Below are 19,775 nucleotides of genomic sequence, written 5' to 3'. Positions count from 1 at the left end.
CTAATAAGATGGCATTGAAATCCCCCGCGTTTCGTAAAAAATTTCCGTTGTTGGTAACCGGCAGTTTGCTGGCCCTGCAACCTCTAGCCACTTCGTTCGTGGTCGCCGCGGAACAGTATGACTGCTCAGTCTCTGCTTCGGGAGCCTGGGACTGCGCGCCGAAAGCCAACGCAGCTCAACTGCCACCACGCCCTGTACATGATGCCGGCGCGGTCAGTTCGAGCAACGAGTCGGCTGCCGAGAGCAGCACTGCCGGTGGCGAAGCCGCCGACAAGCCTGTGCTGGTCACCGAAGCCAAGGGCCGCGGCCTGAAGTCGCGCAGTGCCGACTACAGTCACCTCGACTGGGTCCCGCGTGAGAAGCTCACCGCTGCCCAATTGGCTGAAACAGGTCCTTATTGCTCTGGTTCCTATATCGAACCCATTCGTCCTGGCATGAATGACAAGACGAATAAAAGTGATGCCCCGACCTTTGTTGGTGCCAAAGCCTCCCGCTATCAGCAGGAAGAACAGGTGGCGACCCTCGCTGGTGACGTGGTCATGCGCCAAGGTAGCATGCAGGTCGAAGCCGATGAGGCCAACCTGTATCAAGCCGAAAACCGTGGCGAGCTGACCGGTAACGTTCGTGTGCGCGACAACGGCGCACTGATCGTCGGCGACCATGCTGAGGTCCAGCTCGACACCGGCGAAGCCCAAGTCGACAACGCCGAATACGTGATGCACCAATCCCGTGTTCGCGGTAGCGCGCTGTACGCCAAACGCGCTGAAAACGCGATCATCCGCCTCAAGGATGGTACGTACACTACGTGCGAACCGAACAGCAACGCCTGGCAACTCAAGGGCAACAACATCACCTTGAACCCGGCGACCGGCTTCGGCACCGCGACCAACGTGACACTGCGGGTCAAAGACATTCCGGTGCTCTACACACCGTATATCTACTTCCCGATCGATGACCGTCGTCAATCCGGTTTCCTGCCGCCAAGCTTCAGCAGCAGCGGCAACAAGACCGGTTTCATGCTGGTCACACCGTACTACTTCAACCTGGCACCGAACTATGATGCCACGTTGTATCCGCGCTACATGAGCAAGCGCGGCATGATGATGGAAGGCGAATTCCGCTACCTGACCAAGTCCAGCGAAGGTCAGTTTGGTGCCGCGTACCTCAACGATGACGACACCGAACGCAAGTTGCAGTCCGACTACGAAAAAACCCGTTACATGTACAACTGGCAGCACAAGGGCGGGCTGGATTCGCGAGTATTCACCGAGGTCGACTACACCAAGATCAGCGATCCGTATTACTTCCAGGATCTGCAAACCGATCAGTTGGGCGTCAAAAGCGTTTCCACTTACGTGAACCAGCAAGGCGCCGTTACCTACCGTGGTGATACCTATGCCGCGCGCCTTAACGTACAGGCTTACCAACTGGCGTCGGTTTCCAACATCACGCCTTATGATCGCCTGCCGCAGATCACCTTCAATGGTGCCCTGCCCGAGAAACCGGGTGGCCTGAACTTCGCTTATGAAACCGAACTTGTACGGTTTGAGCGCAGCCTGCAAACAGGCACCTATTTCGACGAGAATGGCTCCCCGGCCAATCGACTCGACACCAACATTACAGGTCTGGCGCGGGCCAACGGCGACCGTCTCAACGTTGCCCCAAATGTCAGTCTGCCGCTGAACTGGACCTATGGCTTCCTGAAGCCAACACTCAAGTATCAGTACACCCAGTATGATCTGGATCTCGACAGTACCGGCAAAGACCAAGTCGCGACGCAAAGCGCGGAAACAAATCGCCTGAACGGCACCTACAGCCGCAATCAGAACCGTGGCGTTCCCATCGCAAGCATCGACAGCGGCTTGTACTTCGACCGCAACACCCAATGGTTCGGCAAGAACTACCGCCAGACCCTGGAACCTCGCCTGTACTACCTCTATGTTCCCGAGAAGGATCAGAGCGACATTCCAGTATTTGATAGTGGCGAATACACGTTCAACTACGCTTCGTTGTTCCGCGACAACCGTTTCTCGGGTTCCGACCGTGTCGGTGACGAGAACAAACTGTCGTTGGGTATAACCAACCGCTGGATCGAAGACAACGGCTTTGAGCGTCAACGCATCAGCGTCGGCCAGGCGGCTTACTTCAAGAATCGCGAAGTCCAGTTGCCGGGCATCGACCCAAAAACCCGTGCGGATGCGCATTCCAACGTCTCGCCGTATGCACTGGATTACGAGTACCGCTGGAACCGCGATTGGCGCACCACCGCCGACTACAACTGGGACCCGGACAGCCGCAAGCCTCGCTCGGGTAGCGCGATGTTCCACTACCAGCCGGAAGACAACCCGAACAAGGTCATCAACGCCGGTTATCGCTATCGCAACGACCAGGTGATTTACAACCAGAACACCGGTAAATGGCAGTTTGGTGGTGACTACGGCACTCCTGGTACGCCTGGTTTCGTGAAGGATTACTACAAGATCGAACAGCACGATTTCTCGGTCATCTGGCCAGTCGTGCCTCAGTGGAATGCTATCAGCCGCTGGCAGTACGACTACAACCGCAACCGTACCCTGGAAGCCTTTGGTGGTTTCGAGTACGACAACTGCTGCTGGAAAATGCGCCTGATCAACCGTTACTGGGTTTCGTATGACGAGTTCAGTCAAGACGCCCCGCAAAACGAAAAAGGCGACCACGGCATCTTCCTCCAATTTGTTCTGAAGGGACTCGGTGGTGTCATGGGCACCAAGGTAGAGAGCTTCCTCGACAAAGGCATTCAAGGTTATCGTCAACGTGAAGACCAAGCTTTCTGATTGTCTGCGCCCGCTGATGTTGGGCGCGCTGTTCCTGGGTACCGCGGCTAGCGCCGCGGTACAGTCCATCGACAAAGTGGTGGCCATCGTCGACAACGACGTGGTCATGCAGAGCCAGTTGGACCAGCGGGTTCATGAAGTTCAGCAAACCATCGCCAAGCGCGGCGGCGGCACACCGCCAACCGGCGTACTGGAACAACAGGTGCTCGAACGCCTGATCGTCGAAAACCTGCAGCTGCAGATCGGCGAACGCTCCGGCATCCGCATTACCGATGAAGAACTGAACCAGGCCGTCGGCACCATTGCCCAGCGCAACAACATGACGGTGGATCAGTTCCGTGCGGCACTGACTCACGACGGCCTGTCTTACGACGATGCTCGTGACCAGATCCGTCGCGAGATGATCATCAGCCGTGTTCGCCAGCGTCGTGTGGCCGAACGGATTCAGGTGTCCGAGCAGGAAGTGAAAAACTTCCTCGCCTCCGACCTGGGCAAAGTGCAGCTCTCTGAAGAACTGCACCTGGCCAACATCCTGATCGGGACACCGGAGAGCGCCAATTCGGAAGCGATCCAGAATGCCGCGCGTCAGGCCATGGAGATCTATCAGCAACTCAAGCAGGGTGCTGACTTCTCTCAACTGGCCATCGCCAAATCCGCGAGCGACAACGCACTGGAAGGCGGCGACATGGGCTGGCGTAAAGCCGCTCAACTGCCCCCTCCGTTCGACCGTGAGCTGAGCGCGATGTCAGTGGGTGAGATCACCCAACCGGCACGTACACCGGGTGGTTTCATCATCCTCAAAGTGCTGGAGAAACGCGGTGGCGGCAATCAGGTGCGTGACGAAGTACACGTTCGCCACATCCTGATCAAACCAAGCGAAATCCGTAGCGAAGAAGAAACCAAGCGTCTGGCGCAGAAACTCTACGAGCGCATTTCTGCGGGCGAAGACTTTGCTGAACTGGCGAAAAGCTATTCCGAAGACCCGGGCTCTGCCCTTAACGGCGGCGACCTAAACTGGATCGACCCGAACGCGCTGGTGCCGGAATTCCGCGAAGTAATGGCCAAGACCCAACAAGGTCAGCTGTCCAAGCCGTTCAAGACTCAATATGGCTGGCACGTTCTGGAAGTCCTTGGCCGCCGTGCCACCGACAGCACCGCCCAGGCTCGTGAACAGCAGGCAATGACCGTACTGCGTAACCGCAAATACGACGAAGAGCTGCAAACCTGGTTGCGTCAGATCCGTGACGAAGCCTACGTTGAAATCAAGCTCCCTGGCGTCGACCAGGCGGCGAAGTGAGCCCCAAGCGTTTTGTGCTGACACCCGGCGAGCCGGCCGGCATAGGTCCCGACCTGTGCCTGCTACTCGCCTCGCAAGCCCAGCCACACCCCCTGATTGCCATTACCAGCCGCGACCTGCTCCTTGAGCGGGCCGCGCAACTGGGAGTGGTCGTTGATCTGCTGGCCGTGACACCGGACCATTGGCCGGACGTTCCGGCGCCCGCCAATAGCCTGTACGTCTGGGATACGCCGCTCAACGCCAAGGTCACGGCCGGTCAACTGGACAAGGCCAATGCCGCCTTTGTCCTGGAAACCCTGACCCGCGCAGGCCAAGGATGTCTGGACGGGCACTTCTCCGGAATGATCACCGCCCCCGTGCATAAAGGCGTGATCAATGAGTCAGGCATTGCCTTCTCCGGCCACACCGAGTTCCTCGCAGACCTGACTCACACCCCGCAAGTGGTGATGATGCTCGCCACACGCGGCTTGCGGGTCGCGTTGGTCACCACGCACCTGCCGTTGCGGGAGATTGCCGATGCGATCACCCCTGAGCGCCTGGAGCGGGTTACGCGGATTCTGCACACCGACCTGCAACAAAAGTTCGGCATCGCCCAGCCACGCATCCTCGTTTGCGGACTCAACCCGCATGCCGGCGAAGGCGGACACCTGGGCCACGAAGAAATCGACATCATTGAACCAACCCTGGAGCGTCTGCGCGCTGAAGGCATGGACCTGCGTGGTCCCCTGCCCGCTGACACTCTGTTTACCCCCAAATATCTGGAGCACTGCGACGCGGTGCTGGCGATGTACCACGACCAGGGCCTGCCTGTGCTGAAATACAAAGGCTTCGGCGCGGCAGTCAACGTGACCCTCGGCTTGCCGATCATCCGCACCTCAGTCGACCACGGCACTGCCCTGGACTTGGCTGGCAGCGGAAAAATCGACACCGGCAGCCTGCAAGTCGCCCTGGAAACCGCCTACCAGATGGCCGAGACCCGTTTATGACCGAGCATTACCAACACCGGGCGCGCAAGCGTTTCGGCCAGAATTTCCTGCACGATGCCGGCGTTATCGACCGCATCCTGCGCTCCATTCACGCCAAAGCAGAAGACCGCCTGCTGGAAATCGGCCCGGGCCAGGGCGCGCTCACCGAAGGCCTGCTCAACAGCGGCGCGCAACTGGACGTGGTTGAACTGGACAAGGACCTGATCCCGATCCTCAACCAGCAATTCGCCGGCAAGAGCAATTTCAACCTGCACCAGGGCGATGCATTGAAGTTCGACTTCAACAGCCTGAATGCCGCACCCAACAGCCTGCGCGTGGTCGGCAACCTGCCGTACAACATCTCCACGCCGCTGATCTTCCACCTGCTGAACAACGCAGGGCTCATCCGCGACATGCACTTCATGCTGCAAAAGGAAGTGGTCGAGCGTCTGGCGGCGGGTCCTGGTGGTGGCGATTGGGGCCGTCTGTCGATCATGGTTCAGTACCACTGCCGGGTCGAACACCTGTTCAACGTCGGCCCTGGCGCGTTCAACCCGCCACCCAAAGTCGACTCGGCGATCGTCCGCCTGGTGCCGCATGCCGTGCTGCCGCACCCGGCCAAAGACCATCGCTTGCTGGAGCGCGTCGTTCGCGAAGCCTTCAACCAGCGCCGCAAGACCCTGCGCAACACCCTCAAAGCCCTGCTGAGCAATGCTGAAATCGAAGCCGCCGGCGTCGATGGCAGCCTGCGTCCAGAACAGCTCGATCTGGCGGCCTTCGTCCGTCTGGCTGACAAGCTCAGCGAACAAGTCACCGAGCAACCTGCCGACATCTGACAGCCCAGAAGCGCTATCGGGTAGGACACAAGAGCTCGTCTCTGGTTTACTACCCGATACTTGGCCTAGACTGACCTCAATCAGTTACGCCCCGCGCCCTGCTTTGCTTTTAAGGCCTCTTGCATGTCCGATCCTCGTTATCAGGTCAATGTCAGCGTCGTCACCCGCTATCTGGCAGAACAATCGCAACCCGAGCAGAACCGCTTTGCCTTCGCCTACACCATTACCGTAGAGAACAACGGCCTGCTACCGGCCAAGTTGCTCTCGCGGCACTGGGTGATTACCGATGGAGACGGGCATGTCGAAGAGGTTCGCGGTGCCGGCGTGGTGGGTCAGCAACCGCTGATCGGCGTCGGCCAGAGCCACACCTACAGCAGCGGCACCGTGATGACTACCCGCGTTGGCAACATGCAGGGGACTTATCAAATGCTCGCCGAAGACGGTCAACACTTCGACGCCATCATCGCGCCGTTCCGCCTGGCGGTGCCCGGAGCCCTGCACTGATGGCGACGTACGCCGTCGGCGACCTGCAAGGCTGCCTCGAACCCCTGCAATGCCTGCTCAAGCGGGTTGCCTTCGACCCTGCAAAGGATCATTTGTGGCTGGTCGGCGATCTGGTCAACCGTGGCCCGCAGTCGCTGGAAACCCTGCGCTTCCTCTACAGCATCCGTGAATCGCTGGTGTGCGTACTAGGCAACCATGACCTGCACCTGCTGGCTGCCGGTTACAACATCGAGCGCCTGAGGAAAGCCGACACCCTGCGTGAAATCCTCGAAGCGCCGGATCGCAAGGAGCTGCTTGAGTGGCTGCGCCAGCAAAAGCTCATGCACTACGACGAACAGCGCGGTATTGCGCTGGTCCATGCCGGCATACCGCCGCAGTGGTCCCTGCGCAAAGCCTTGAAGTGCGCCGGGGAAGTCGAAGAAGCATTGCGTGACGACAACCGCATCGCGCTCTACCTCGATGGCATGTACGGTAACGATCCGGTGAAATGGGACAGCGACCTCAAAGGTGTAACCCGCCTGCGGGTGATCACCAACTACTTCACCCGCATGCGCTTCTGCACCAGCGACGGCAAGCTTGATCTCAAGAGCAAGGAAGGCCTCGACACCGCGCAACCGGGCTACGCACCATGGTTTACACACAACGAACGCAAGACCCGCGGCCTGAAAATCATATTCGGCCATTGGGCAGCGCTCGAAGGTAAATGTAACGAACCCGGCATCTTCGCCCTCGACACCGGTTGCGTCTGGGGCGGCTCGATGACCTTGATGAACGTCGACACCGGCGAGCGCCTGCGTTGCGAATGCGATGCTCAGGGCCACACCAGGCCGCACGTCACCTCAACAACTACCCCCGAACTATTGTCGGCCAGCGCCAAGCGCTAGGCTGCGCTTTCAGCCAGGTCACAGGAGCCCGCCATGAGCGAATTCAAACGCATCCCCCCAGACCAGGCCCAGGCCTTGCGCGAACAAGGCGCCGTGGTGGTCGACGTCCGCGATCCGGCAACCTTTGCCGCGCTGCACATTCGCGGCTCGAAGCATCTGGACAATCATTCCCTGCACGCTTTCATCGCCGCCGCTGACCTCGATGCACCGACCGTGGTGGTCTGCTATCACGGCAATTCCAGCCAGGGTGCCGCGGCGTATCTGGTCAGCCAGGGCTTTTCCGACGTCTACAGCATGGACGGTGGATTCGAGCTATGGCGTACAACTTATCCTTCGGAAACGGCGCAAGGCACTTCCGAATAATTTTTTACCCGCTCTAGCCCACGCCCGCCGTGGGCTGACGAACGGTCAGTCATAACAAATTACGCATTGCCCCTTTACCTTGCGGATTCCGAACTATCCTTAGCCTCAGGCCATCCAAAACAGGGGAGAGCCGGTACACCGGCGCGCGGATCATCGGGAGTAGCTTTCAGGGTTGATAGCTTTGAAGGTGTTCAGGGGGGTAAAAGGCAGCTGCACTTTCAGTTGCTTGCCAGCATCCACTGACTGATCCGACGTCGGCTCCACGTATCGAGCGAGGTGACGTCATGAGTATCTTTAGCCACTTCCAACAACGCTTCGAGTCCACACGGCAGGAAGAGCTCTCTCTGCAGGAGTATCTCGAACTGTGCAAAAAGGACCGCAGCGCTTACGCATCCGCAGCCGAGCGTCTACTGCTGGCAATCGGCGAACCCGAACTGCTGGACACCTCGACCAACTCGAGACTGTCACGCATCTTTTCCAACAAGGTGATCCGTCGGTATCCGGCCTTTGAAGACTTCCACGGTATGGAAGAATGCATCGACCAGATCGTCTCCTACTTCCGCCATGCAGCTCAGGGCCTGGAAGAGAAGAAACAGATCCTCTACCTGCTCGGCCCCGTCGGCGGCGGTAAATCGTCCCTGGCCGAGAAGCTCAAACAGCTGATCGAAAAAGTGCCCTTCTATGCCATCAAGGGCTCTCCGGTGTTCGAGTCTCCGCTGGGGCTGTTCAACGCCACCGAGGATGGTGCGATCCTCGAAGAGGATTTCGGCATTCCGCGGCGCTACCTGAACACCATCATGTCGCCCTGGGCAACCAAACGTCTGGCCGAATTCGGTGGCGATATCAGCCAGTTCCGGGTGGTCAAACTCTACCCGTCGATCCTCAACCAGATCGCCGTAGCCAAGACCGAACCAGGCGATGAAAACAACCAGGACATCTCGGCGCTGGTGGGCAAGGTCGATATTCGCAAACTGGAAGAATTCCCGCAGAACGACGCTGACGCCTACAGTTACTCGGGCGCACTCTGCCGCTCCAACCAGGGCCTGATGGAATTCGTCGAAATGTTCAAGGCACCGATCAAGGTGCTGCACCCATTGCTGACCGCCACCCAGGAAGGCAACTACAACAGTACCGAAGGCCTGGGCGCGATTCCGTTTACCGGGATCCTGCTGGCGCACTCCAACGAATCGGAGTGGCACACCTTCCGCAACAACAAGAACAACGAAGCCTTCATCGACCGGATCTACATTGTCAAAGTGCCGTACTGCCTGCGGGTCAGCGACGAAGTGAAGATCTACGACAAGCTGCTGTTCAACAGCTCCCTGGCCAAGGCTCACTGTGCACCCGATACCCTCAAGATGCTCGCTCAGTTCACCGTGCTCTCGCGCCTCAAAGAGCCGGAAAACTCGAACATCTACTCGAAAATGCGGGTGTATGACGGCGAGAACCTCAAGGACACCGATCCGAAGGCCAAGTCGATCCAGGAATACCGCGACACCGCGGGCGTCGACGAAGGCATGAACGGTCTTTCGACCCGGTTTGCCTTCAAGATCCTGTCGAAAGTCTTCAACTTCGACCCGCATGAAATCGCCGCCAACCCTGTGCATCTGCTCTATGTGCTGGAACAACAGATCGAACAGGAACAGTTCCAGGCGGAAACCCGCGAGCGCTATCTGCGCTTCCTGAAAGAGTACCTGGCGCCGCGCTATATCGAGTTCATCGGCAAGGAAATCCAGACCGCCTACCTGGAGTCCTACAGCGAGTACGGGCAAAACATCTTCGACCGCTATGTGCTCTACGCGGACTTCTGGATTCAGGATCAGGAATACCGCGATCCGGAAACCGGCGAGATCCTCAACCGTGTAGCCCTCAACGAAGAGCTGGAAAAAATCGAGAAACCGGCGGGCATCAGCAATCCGAAGGATTTCCGCAACGAAATCGTCAACTTCGTCCTGCGTGCCCGGGCCAACAACAACGGCAAGAATCCGACCTGGCTCAGCTACGAGAAGCTGCGGGTGGTCATCGAGAAGAAAATGTTCTCGAACACCGAGGATCTGCTGCCGGTCATCAGCTTCAACGCCAAGGCCAGCAAAGAGGACCAACAGAAACACAACGACTTCGTTACACGGATGGTCGAGCGCGGCTACACCGACAAACAGGTACGACTGCTCTCCGAGTGGTACCTGCGGGTCAGGAAATCGCAGTAACCCGCTGCCGGTCAGACCGGTTGTCGTTAGCCCGGAGCCTGCATGACAAATTTCTGTTACACAGGTTTCAGGAAGGTGTTTGGAAATCGACAGCGAAGCCCAGGCAACGCGCAGGTGGTACAGGAGGCGCAAGATCGCGCCTCCTCCCCCGTGCCCAATACAGCCAGACTTGCTCGCGATTTCTCAAGGCAGCTTCTAAGGAGCAGTCATGAGCTATGTGATCGACCGACGTCTCAATGGCAAGAACAAGAGCACGGTAAACCGTCAGCGGTTTCTTCGGCGTTACCGTGATCACATCAAGAAGGCCGTCGAAGAGGCGGTCAGCCGGCGCTCCATTACCGATATGGAACACGGCGAGCAGATCAGCATTCCCGGCCGCGATATCGACGAACCGGTGCTTCACCATGGCCGTGGTGGCAAACAGACCATCGTGCATCCCGGCAACAAGGAGTTCACCAGCGGTGAGCATATTGCTCGTCCGCCGGGAGGTGGCGGCGGCAGAGGTCCAGGCAAGGCCGGCAACTCCGGCGAGGGCATGGACGAGTTTGTCTTCCAGATCACTCAGGAGGAATTTCTCGAATTCATGTTCGAGGACCTGGAGTTGCCGAACCTGGTCAAGCGCAACCTGAGCGGCACCGACACCTTCAAAACCGTGCGCGCCGGCATCAGCAACGAAGGCAACCCTTCGCGGATCAATATCATCCGCACCCTGCGCTCGGCCCATGCACGGCGCATCGCGCTATCAGGCAGCAGCCGGGAGAAACTGCGGGTAGCGAAAGAGGAACTGGCACGACTTAAACAGGAAGAACCAGACAACTTCGGCGATATTCAGGAAATCGAGGCAGAAATCGAGCGTTTGAGTGCGCGCATCAACCGGATTCCATTTCTTGACACCTTCGACCTCAAGTACAACCTGCTGATCAAGCAGCCCAACCCCAGCTCCAAGGCGGTAATGTTCTGCCTGATGGACGTTTCCGGCTCCATGACCCAGGCCACCAAGGACATCGCCAAACGGTTCTTCATCCTGCTGTACCTGTTCCTCAAGCGTAACTACGAGAAAATCGATGTGGTGTTCATCCGCCACCACACCAGCGCCCGGGAAGTCGATGAGGAAGAGTTCTTCTACTCTCGCGAAACCGGCGGCACCATCGTTTCCAGCGCCCTCAAACTGATGCAGGAGATCATGGCCGAGCGTTATCCGAGCAACGACTGGAACATTTACGCCGCGCAGGCTTCCGACGGCGATAACTGGAACGATGACTCGCCGATCTGCCGTGACATTCTGATCAACCAGATCATGCCGTTCGTGCAGTACTACACTTATGTGGAGATTACCCCTCGCGAACACCAGGCCCTGTGGTACGAATACGAGCGTATCAGCGAAGCCTTTTCCGATACGTTCGCCCAGCAGCAGCTGGTTTCGGCCGGGGATATTTATCCGGTCTTCCGTGAACTCTTCCAGCGCAGGTTAGTGACATGACCGCCAAAGAGCAGAAGCGCCAACCTATATCCACCGGCTCGGAATGGACGTTCGAGCTGATCCAGGCCTACGACCGGGAAATCAGCCGTATTGCGGCCCGCTACGCGCTGGATACCTACCCCAACCAGATTGAGGTGATTACCGCCGAGCAGATGATGGACGCCTACGCCTCCGTCGGCATGCCACTGGGTTATCACCACTGGTCCTATGGCAAACACTTCCTCAGTACCGAGAAGTCCTACAGTCGCGGCCAGATGGGGCTGGCCTACGAGATCGTGATCAACTCGGACCCGTGCATCGCCTACCTGATGGAAGAAAACACCATCTGCATGCAGGCATTGGTGGTGGCCCACGCCTGCTACGGCCACAACAGCTTTTTCAAGGGCAACTACCTGTTCCGCACCTGGACCGACGCCAGCTCGATCATCGATTACCTGGTGTTCGCCAAGCAGTACATCATGCAATGCGAGGAGCGCCATGGCATCGATGCCGTGGAAGACCTGCTGGACTCCTGTCATGCCCTGATGAACTACGGTGTCGACCGCTACAAACGCCCTTACCCGATTTCCGCGGAAGAAGAGCGGCGTCGGCAAAAGGATCGTGAAGAACACCTGCAAAAGCAGATCAACGACCTGTGGCGCACCATTCCAAAAGGCGCAGACAAGTACAACGAGAAGGACAACGCACGCTTTCCGGCAGAACCGCAGGAGAACATCCTCTACTTCATCGAAAAGCACGCCCCGCTGCTGGAGCCATGGCAACGGGAAATCGTACGGATCGTGCGCAAGATCGCGCAGTACTTTTATCCACAGCGTCAGACTCAGGTCATGAACGAGGGCTGGGCGACGTTCTGGCACTACACCCTGATGAACGACCTGTACGACGAGGGTCTGGTGACCGACGGCTTCATGATGGAGTTTCTGACGTCACACACCAGCGTGGTCTTCCAGCCAGGCTTCGACAGCCCGTACTACAGCGGCATCAACCCCTACACCCTGGGCTTTGCCATGTACCGTGACATTCGACGCATGTGCGAAACGCCCACTGAAGAGGATTACCGCTGGTTCCCTGACATCGCCGGGACCGACTGGCTGTCGAGCATCAAGTTCGCCATGAGCAGCTTCAAGGACGAAAGCTTCATTCTGCAGTACCTGTCACCCAAAGTGATTCGTGACCTGAAACTGTTCAGCATTCTCGATGACGACCAGAAGGACGACCTGTTGGTGCCAGCCATTCATGACGAAGAAGGATATCGAACCATTCGTGAAACCCTGGCAGCGCAGTACAACCTGGGTAACCGCGAACCGAACATACAGATCTACAGCATCGACCGTCGCGGCGATCGCTCGCTGACACTGCGCCATCAGCAACATGATCGCAAACCACTCGCGGACTCCACCGAGGAAGTGCTCAAGCACCTGCACCGCCTCTGGGGCTTCGATATTCACCTGGAAACCCTGCAAGGCGACCAGATCATGAAAACCCATCATGTCCCGCCCAGAGGCGAGCATAGCGAGGGCGAATACGCTCGGATGGACCTCGCCGTCATTCATCTTTGATGTCACCCGGACCTCCGAAAGTTCGACGCAAGGGTTATCCTGTCGGGCTAACGGAGGTTTTTTATGCAGATTTATAAAGTCGGCGGCGCGGTCCGTGATCGCCTGCTCGGCAAGCCTGTTACCGACATCGACTGGGTGGTGGTGGGCGCCAGCACCGAAGAAATGCTCGCCAAGGGCTATCGCCCGGTAGGCGCCGATTTCCCGGTATTCCTTCACCCCAAAAGCGGTGAGGAATACGCGCTTGCCCGCACCGAACGCAAAAGCGGACGCGGCTACGGCGGTTTCACCTTCCATGCCAGCCCGGAAGTCACCCTGGAAGAAGACCTGATTCGTCGCGATCTGACGATCAACGCCATGGCCGAAGACGATCACGGTCAATTGACCGATCCGTATCACGGCCAGCACGATCTTGAAGCACGCCTGCTTCGTCACGTATCCCCCGCGTTCGCCGAAGATCCTCTGCGTGTTCTGCGCGTTGCCCGTTTCGCCGCGCGCTATGCCGGTCTCGGGTTCACGGTAGCCCCCGAGACCCTGGAGCTGATGCGCCAGCTCAGCGAATCAGGTGAGCTTGAAGCCCTGACCGCAGAACGCAGCTGGAAAGAAATATCCCGCGCCCTGATGGAGGATCAGCCGCAAGTATTTATCCAGGTTTTGCGTGACTGTGGCGCCCTGAAAATCCTGATTCCCGAGATTGACGCGCTGTTCGGCGTACCGCAGCCCGAAGCCCATCACCCGGAAATCGACAGCGGCGTGCACACCCTGAGCGTTCTCGAGCAGGCCGCCCTGCACAAACAACCGCTAACCGTGCGCTGGGCCTGCCTGCTGCATGATCTGGGCAAAGGCCTGACACCTGAGAGCCAGTGGCCCAGACACATCGCTCACGAGCACAAGGGCCTGAAGCTGATCAAAGCGGTCAACGAACGCTTCAAGGCCCCGCGCGACTGCCAGGAACTGGCATTGCTGGTGGGCGAATACCACACCCATGGTCATCGCGCGCTGGAGCTGAAGCCGTCGACATTGCTGGAGTTACTGCAAAGCTTCGACGTTTACCGACGGCCGCAGCGCTTTGAAGAGTTCATCAAAGCCTGCGAAATGGACGCTCGGGGCCGCAAAGGCCTTGAGCAGAGAAGTTATCCACAAGCAGATTATTTGCGAGGCGCGGCGACCGCCGCACGCACCGTGGCGGTTCAACCATTGCTGGAGCAGGGATTCAAAGGCCCGGAACTGGGTGAGGCGCTCAAGCGCGAACGGCTTAAGGCGCTGAAGGCCTACAAGGAACGCGCGTAAGCAAGTTCAAAAGATCGCAGCCTGCGGCAGCTCCTACGCCGAACCTGGCTCACCCGTGTTATTGCGGGTGCTCCCCCCTGTAGGAGCTGGCGTAGCCTGCGATCTTTTGATTTACAGAAGATTGGCAGGGGTCAACTGCTCACCACGCCACGCGAAAGCCACCGGCGCCAGAACCTGATCAATCTGCGCCTCACTCCACAGCGTAGCAAAGCATTTACCCTCGCCAGGATGCACCCTGTCCGGCGCTATCAGCGACAACGGCCACAGCACAAAGGCATTTTTCAGGATTTCCGCTCGGGGCAGGATCAATCCGTCGAAATTACCCACCAGATCGCCATACAGCAGCACGTCGATATCCAACGGCAAGCCCTTGCGATCGGGAGCATAACGACCGTTGTCGGCCTCGATAAACTTCAACCGACGATCCAGCTCCATCAACGGCAGATCGGTATACGCCGACACCACGAAATTGAAAAACGGCCCGCTCTTGATCCCCACCGGCTGGCTTTCGAACACCGCCGAGCAGCGCATATCCACCAGAAAACCGGCAAGCGCTTCCAGCCCCGCCTGCAAATGAGCTTCGCGCTCGACATTGCTGCCGAGCCCAAGAAATACCTGAGTTAGCGACATCCGCGCTCGATCTCCACGCCCACGCCCGTTGCCGCCGGGATAGCCCCCGGCTTGGTCAGCTTGAGGCGCAGCCAGGTAATCTTGAATTCACTCATCAAGACTTCGGCCAGATGCTCGGCAAAGGTTTCAACCAGCTGGTACTGCGCCTGCTCGGCGAACACCTGAATACGTGCCGTCACGCTGGCGTAGTCGAGCGCCAGTGTCAGGTCATCACCCGCCGCTGCCGGGCGATTGTCCCAGGCGAAACTCAGATCAAGACGCAGGCACTGACGGATGCCTCGCTCCCAGTCGTAGGCACCGATCACCGTGTCGACTTCCAGGCCCTCGATAAACACTCTGTCCAAGCACTCTTCTCCGCAGCACGACAAGGGCGCAATGCGCCGTTAGAATCAGGGCGTCCTCGCCCGGAATAGTTAGCATGTTTTGGTTACTGGCGATCCTCGCCTACCTGCTTGGCTCTCTGTCCTTTGCCATTTTGCTCAGCCGCCTGACCGGTAACCCCGATCCGCGAATGAGTGGCTCGGGCAATGCCGGCGCCACCAACATGTTACGCCTTGCCGGCAAAAAACTCGCCGTCCTGACCTTGCTCGGCGACCTCTGCAAAGGCCTGCTGCCCGTGTTGGCCGCAGGGCTTGCAGGCCTCTCTGTGCAGCAACAGGCCTGGGTCGGCGTCTATGCCGTCATCGGCCATCTGTTTCCGCTGTACTTCCGCTTTCGCGGCGGTAAAGGTGTTGCAACGGCGGCCGGCATGCTGCTGGGGCTTTATCCACCGGCAGCGCTTCTGGCTATCGGCGCCTGGCTGTTGACCTTCTACCTCACCCGCACCAGCTCGCTGGCCGCCCTGATCGCCACGCCCCTGACCCTGCCACTGCTGGCCTGGCAGGAGCCGGGGGCATTGCTGCCCATGAGCGCGCTGACAGCACTGATCGTCTGGCGCCATCGCGGCAATCTACGCGACCTGTTTGCCGGGCGCGAACGGCATTTTTAAATACTGTTGCCGAGTACGACCCACGCTCGTCCGTCTTTACAAAGGCGACAACTGCTCCATCGGCCAGCGCGCCTGCACGCTGATCGCCAGACTTTCCTGCTGACCAGCCTGTAACCGCTGACACCCTGCAAAAGCGATCATTGCGCCGTTATCGGTGCAGAACTCCGGACGTGCGTAGTAAACGTCGCCCTTCATGTCGCCAAGCATTTTTTCCAGGGAAACGCGCAAAGCCTTGTTGGCGCTGACGCCACCAGCGATCACCAGACGCTTGAGACCCGCCTGCTTCAGGGCACGCTTGCACTTGATGGTCAAAGTCTCCACCACGGCTTGCTGGAAGGCCAGCGAGATGTCGCTGCGGGTTTGCTCGCCGTCGTCCCCAGCGCTGACGCACTGCTGCCAGGTGTTCAAGGCAAAGGTTTTCAGGCCGCTGAAGCTGAAATCCAGGCCTGGCCGATCACACATCGGGCGCGGGAACACGAAACGTCCGACAACGCCTTGCGCGGCCAGTCGTGCGATTTCCGGACCACCGGGATAATTCATCCCCATCATCTTCGCGGTCTTGTCGAACGCCTCACCTGCTGCGTCGTCGAGGGTCTCGCCCAACAGCTCGTATTGGCCGATACCATCGACCCGAACCAGTTGCGTATGACCACCAGACACCAACAAAGCGACGAACGGAAATTCAGGTGGTTGCGGCTCCAGCATCGGCGCCAGCAAATGGCCTTCCATATGGTGCACGCCCAAGGCCGGAATGCCCCAGGCAAACGCCAGCGCCTGAGCGCAGGAAGCACCCACCAGCAAGGCACCGACCAGGCCAGGACCCGCGGTGTAGGCGATGGCATCGATCTCGGTCGGCACGCAGTCGGCTTCAGCCAACACCTGACGAATCAAGGGCAGCATACGCTTGACGTGGTCACGCGACGCCAGTTCCGGCACCACGCCACCATAGGCGCGATGCAGGTCGATCTGGCTGAACAGTGCATCGGCCAGCAGGCCTTTTTCACTGTCGTAAAGTGCGACGCCGGTTTCGTCGCAGGAGGTTTCTAATCCCAGTACTAGCATGGGTTTGCGCCTTGTTTAGGCTAAATTCGAAGGCGCGCATAATAGTCGCCACGTGATGCCCCGACCAGCGGTTTTCGATCAGAGGCTTTGCATTCCGAGCGATGAGGGGTTAACATCCGCAACCCTTAAAAACCGACGTCTTCAAGTGCATTTTTGCCGCGAGGATGTTGACCCCGGTAATGAATGAAGGTAGCTCTGGATGCCAGCCGTCAAAGTTAAAGAGAACGAACCCTTCGACGTAGCTCTGCGTCGTTTCAAGCGCTCCTGCGAAAAAGCCGGTGTTCTGGCTGAAGTTCGTAGCCGCGAATTTTACGAGAAGCCGACTTCTGAGCGTAAGCGTAAAGCAGCAGCCGCTGTTAAGCGTCACGCCAAGAAAGTTCAGCGCGAACAGCGCCGCGCCGTTCGTCTGTACTAATACGCAGACGTTCGTAGCAAGCTTCTGCCAAGCCCGGCCCTCAGCCGGGCTTATGGCATTTGCGGATATCGCTTGATGCTTCACTGTCAAAGCCGCAGACGCGACCGAGACACATCTGCTTCACACGTCAGACCTGGCTCTTTTGCCAGCGGTGCACGTCTCTTCTGACGAGCCTTCCAAGGCTACTGACGAGCACACCTTTTACTGATTCCTCTCACGACGATCAGCCCAAGGCACGATTTCGCGTGCCCACTTATGAGCTATCCGAGGCCTCCCATTGGCCATTGCGGACTCAGCGCAACACTTTCAAACAGTCGAATACCGATGAGCACTAACGTCAGCGGATTTTCGGCAGATACACTTCCCGACAGCGAATACGCAGACGATACCTGGTCGAGCCGCACATCTGCCGCGCCTCAAAATAATGACCAGCATCAGGCCGCCTTTCGCCCGGGTTAGATTTTCAGCGCAGTGATGACGAGAACGCCATGGCCGGGCTAATTCCCCAGAGCTTTATTGACGACCTTCTGAACCGCACCGACATCGTCGATGTGGTCAGCTCGCGCCTGCAAATGAAAAAAGCCGGCAAGAACTACACCGCCTGCTGCCCGTTCCACAAAGAAAAAACCCCCTCTTTCAGCGTCAGCCCGGACAAACAGTTCTATTACTGCTTTGGCTGCGGCGCTGGCGGCAATGCCCTCGGCTTCATCATGGACCACGACAACCTGGACTTCCCCCAGGCCGTCGAAGAACTGGCCAAAGCCGCCGGGATGGAAATACCCCGCGAGGAAAGCGGTCGCCCGCATAAACCGCGACAACCGACCGACTCGCCGCTCTACCCACTGTTGACCGCTGCTGCTGACTTCTACCGCCAAGCACTGAAAAGCCATCCCGCGCGAAAAGCGGCTGTCGATTATTTGAAGGGTCGCGGCCTGACCGGCGAGATCGCCCGCGATTTCGGCCTCGGCTTCGCACCTCCAGGCTGGGACAACCTGTTCAAACATCTGAGCAGCGACACCCTGCAACAAAAAGCCATGATCGACGCTGGCCTGCTGATCGAGAACGCCGAAACCGGCAAACGCTACGATCGCTTTCGCGACCGCGTGATGTTCCCGATTCGCGACAGCCGAGGGCGCATCATCGCGTTTGGCGGCCGGGTACTGGGCGACGACAAACCGAAATACCTGAACTCACCGGAAACCCCGGTATTTCATAAAGGCCAGGAACTCTACGGCCTGTATGAAGCACGCAAGAACAACCGCAATCTCGACGAGATCATCGTCGTCGAAGGCTACATGGACGTCATCGCCCTGGCCCAGCAAGGCTTGCGCAATGCCGTCGCCACGCTCGGCACCGCCACCAGCGAAGAACACTTGAAGCGGCTGTTTCGCGTAGTGCCCAACGTGCTGTTCTGCTTCGACGGCGACCAGGCCGGCCGCAATGCCGCGTGGCGCGCCCTGGAGTCAACGCTTTCAAGCCTGCAAGACGGACGGCGTGCGCGCTTCCTGTTCCTGCCCGAAGGCGAAGACCCGGACACGCTGATCCGCTCCGAAGGCACCGACGCCTTTCGCGCACGGATCAATCAGCACGCCCAGCCATTGGCAGACTATTTCTTTCAGCAACTGACCGAGGAATCCGATCCGCGCTCGCTCGAAGGCAAGGCCCACATGGCCACCCTCGCCGCGCCACTGATCGACAAAGTCCCGGGAGCCAACCTGCGCACCCTGATGCGCCAGCGCCTGAGCGAAATTACCGGCCTGAACAGTGAAGCCGTCAGTCAGCTGGTGCACAGCGCGCCGCAGGATGCGCCGCCTGCCTACGATCCAGGCATCGATTACGACGCCATGCCGGACTATTCCGACTACCACCAACCGCAAGAGGCCTATATACCTCAGCAGGAGTGGACGCCGAAAAAACCCGGCAGCGGCGGCAAGAAGTGGGATAACAAACCCTGGGACAAGAAAGGCAAACGTGGCGGTGATCGCGATCAACCTCGCGCCCCACGCATCCCGGCCGCGGTCGAGCCGCCAACACTGGCGGCCCTGCGCACCTTGCTGCACCACCCGCAACTGGCCGAAAAAGTTGAAGACGCCGGGCACTTCGCTGCCGAGGACCACTCCAACACACAATTGCTGGTGGCACTGCTCGAAGCCGTACAGAAGAATCCCAAGCTAAACTCATTTCAACTGATTGCTCGATGGCACGGCACCGAACAAGGACGACTGCTCAAGGCATTGGCAGAAAAGGAATGGCTGATTGAAGGAGATAACCTTGAACAACAGTTTTTCGACACCATTACTAGCTTGTCAGCCCGCCAACGCGAGCGAAATCTGGAACAACTTCTGAGAAAAGCACGTCAAAGCGAGCTGAGTACCGAAGAGAAAAATCAACTGCGCGACCTTTTAAGTCGCAATGTTTCCGCATCAAACCCGACCTCAAGTGGCGCGTGAGGTCATAGCTAAGGTATAATCCTCGGCTTGTTTTT

The 19,775-nt window shown here is 58.5% G+C and carries 17 protein-coding genes; 14 read left to right on the top strand and 3 right to left on the bottom strand.

Annotated elements, in window-relative coordinates; genetic code table 11:
* Positions 1-8: 8 nt before the first annotated feature.
* From BLL42_RS16795 to BLL42_RS16745, 11 genes are all read left to right on the top strand, one after another.
* On the top strand, positions 9-2,813 hold the full coding sequence (locus BLL42_RS16795; protein WP_071553112.1) for an LPS-assembly protein LptD: 2,805 nt from the start codon (positions 9-11) through the stop codon (positions 2,811-2,813).
* On the top strand, positions 2,794-4,110 hold the full coding sequence (gene surA, locus BLL42_RS16790; protein WP_150128046.1) for a peptidylprolyl isomerase SurA: 1,317 nt from the start codon (positions 2,794-2,796) through the stop codon (positions 4,108-4,110). The genes BLL42_RS16795 and surA overlap by 20 nt, the downstream gene beginning before the upstream one ends.
* Positions 4,107-5,096, top strand: a complete 990-nt coding sequence (gene pdxA, locus BLL42_RS16785; protein WP_071553111.1) for a 4-hydroxythreonine-4-phosphate dehydrogenase PdxA — start codon at positions 4,107-4,109, stop codon at positions 5,094-5,096. The genes surA and pdxA overlap by 4 nt, the downstream gene beginning before the upstream one ends.
* A complete protein-coding gene (rsmA, locus tag BLL42_RS16780; protein ID WP_071553110.1) occupies positions 5,093-5,911 on the top strand; it encodes a 16S rRNA (adenine(1518)-N(6)/adenine(1519)-N(6))-dimethyltransferase RsmA in 819 nt (272 codons plus the stop codon). Before pdxA ends, rsmA begins: the two co-directional genes overlap by 4 nt.
* 123 nt (positions 5,912-6,034) lie before the next feature.
* Positions 6,035-6,415, top strand: coding sequence for a Co2+/Mg2+ efflux facilitator ApaG/CorD (apaG, locus tag BLL42_RS16775; RefSeq protein WP_071553109.1), 381 nt, complete (start codon positions 6,035-6,037; stop codon positions 6,413-6,415).
* Complete coding sequence (locus tag BLL42_RS16770) at positions 6,415-7,299, top strand: symmetrical bis(5'-nucleosyl)-tetraphosphatase (protein WP_071553108.1); 885 nt, start codon at positions 6,415-6,417, stop codon at positions 7,297-7,299. Before apaG ends, BLL42_RS16770 begins: the two co-directional genes overlap by 1 nt.
* Before the next feature lie 33 nt (positions 7,300-7,332).
* Positions 7,333-7,662, top strand: coding sequence for a thiosulfate sulfurtransferase GlpE (gene glpE, locus BLL42_RS16765; protein WP_071553107.1), 330 nt, complete (start codon positions 7,333-7,335; stop codon positions 7,660-7,662).
* A 284-nt stretch (positions 7,663-7,946) separates the two neighbouring features.
* Positions 7,947-9,869: a PrkA family serine protein kinase gene (locus BLL42_RS16760; protein ID WP_071553106.1), complete on the top strand. Its 1,923-nt coding sequence runs from the start codon at positions 7,947-7,949 to the stop codon at positions 9,867-9,869.
* 208 nt (positions 9,870-10,077) lie between these two features.
* Entirely contained in the window at positions 10,078-11,349 is a 1,272-nt protein-coding gene (locus BLL42_RS16755; protein ID WP_071553105.1) for a YeaH/YhbH family protein, read from the top strand.
* Positions 11,346-12,908, top strand: a complete 1,563-nt coding sequence (locus tag BLL42_RS16750; RefSeq protein WP_071553104.1) for a SpoVR family protein — start codon at positions 11,346-11,348, stop codon at positions 12,906-12,908. Before BLL42_RS16755 ends, BLL42_RS16750 begins: the two co-directional genes overlap by 4 nt.
* A 63-nt stretch (positions 12,909-12,971) precedes the next feature.
* Positions 12,972-14,195 (top strand): multifunctional CCA addition/repair protein, encoded by a 1,224-nt coding sequence (locus BLL42_RS16745; RefSeq protein ID WP_071553103.1) that lies wholly within the window; start codon positions 12,972-12,974, stop codon positions 14,193-14,195.
* A gap of 111 nt (positions 14,196-14,306) precedes the next feature.
* On the opposite strand, the gene folK is transcribed toward BLL42_RS16745, so the two are convergent.
* Positions 14,307-14,825: a 2-amino-4-hydroxy-6-hydroxymethyldihydropteridine diphosphokinase gene (folK, locus tag BLL42_RS16740; RefSeq protein WP_071553102.1), complete on the bottom strand. Its 519-nt coding sequence runs from the start codon at positions 14,823-14,825 to the stop codon at positions 14,307-14,309.
* Positions 14,816-15,169 (bottom strand): dihydroneopterin aldolase, encoded by a 354-nt coding sequence (gene folB, locus BLL42_RS16735; protein WP_071553101.1) that lies wholly within the window; start codon positions 15,167-15,169, stop codon positions 14,816-14,818. The genes folK and folB overlap by 10 nt, the downstream gene beginning before the upstream one ends.
* Positions 15,170-15,243: 74 nt before the next feature.
* On the opposite strand from folB, the gene plsY reads away from it, so the two are divergent.
* On the top strand, positions 15,244-15,813 hold the full coding sequence (gene plsY / locus BLL42_RS16730) for a glycerol-3-phosphate 1-O-acyltransferase PlsY (protein ID WP_071553100.1): 570 nt from the start codon (positions 15,244-15,246) through the stop codon (positions 15,811-15,813).
* A 36-nt stretch (positions 15,814-15,849) separates the two neighbouring features.
* Here plsY and tsaD read toward each other — a convergent pair whose 3' ends face one another.
* On the bottom strand, positions 15,850-16,875 hold the full coding sequence (gene tsaD / locus BLL42_RS16725; RefSeq protein ID WP_071553099.1) for a tRNA (adenosine(37)-N6)-threonylcarbamoyltransferase complex transferase subunit TsaD: 1,026 nt from the start codon (positions 16,873-16,875) through the stop codon (positions 15,850-15,852).
* A gap of 199 nt (positions 16,876-17,074) precedes the next feature.
* Between tsaD and rpsU the strand changes: the two genes are divergently transcribed.
* Positions 17,075-17,290 (top strand): 30S ribosomal protein S21, encoded by a 216-nt coding sequence (gene rpsU / locus BLL42_RS16720; protein WP_002551877.1) that lies wholly within the window; start codon positions 17,075-17,077, stop codon positions 17,288-17,290.
* Between the two features lie 488 nt (positions 17,291-17,778).
* Positions 17,779-19,740, top strand: coding sequence for a DNA primase (dnaG, locus tag BLL42_RS16715; protein WP_071553098.1), 1,962 nt, complete (start codon positions 17,779-17,781; stop codon positions 19,738-19,740).
* Positions 19,741-19,775: the final 35 nt, after the last annotated feature.

The sequence above is a fragment of the Pseudomonas frederiksbergensis genome, from assembly GCF_001874645.1.
GTDB lineage: Bacteria > Pseudomonadota > Gammaproteobacteria > Pseudomonadales > Pseudomonadaceae > Aquipseudomonas > Aquipseudomonas frederiksbergensis_B.
This window is presented reverse-complemented; position numbering and strand designations above follow the sequence as displayed.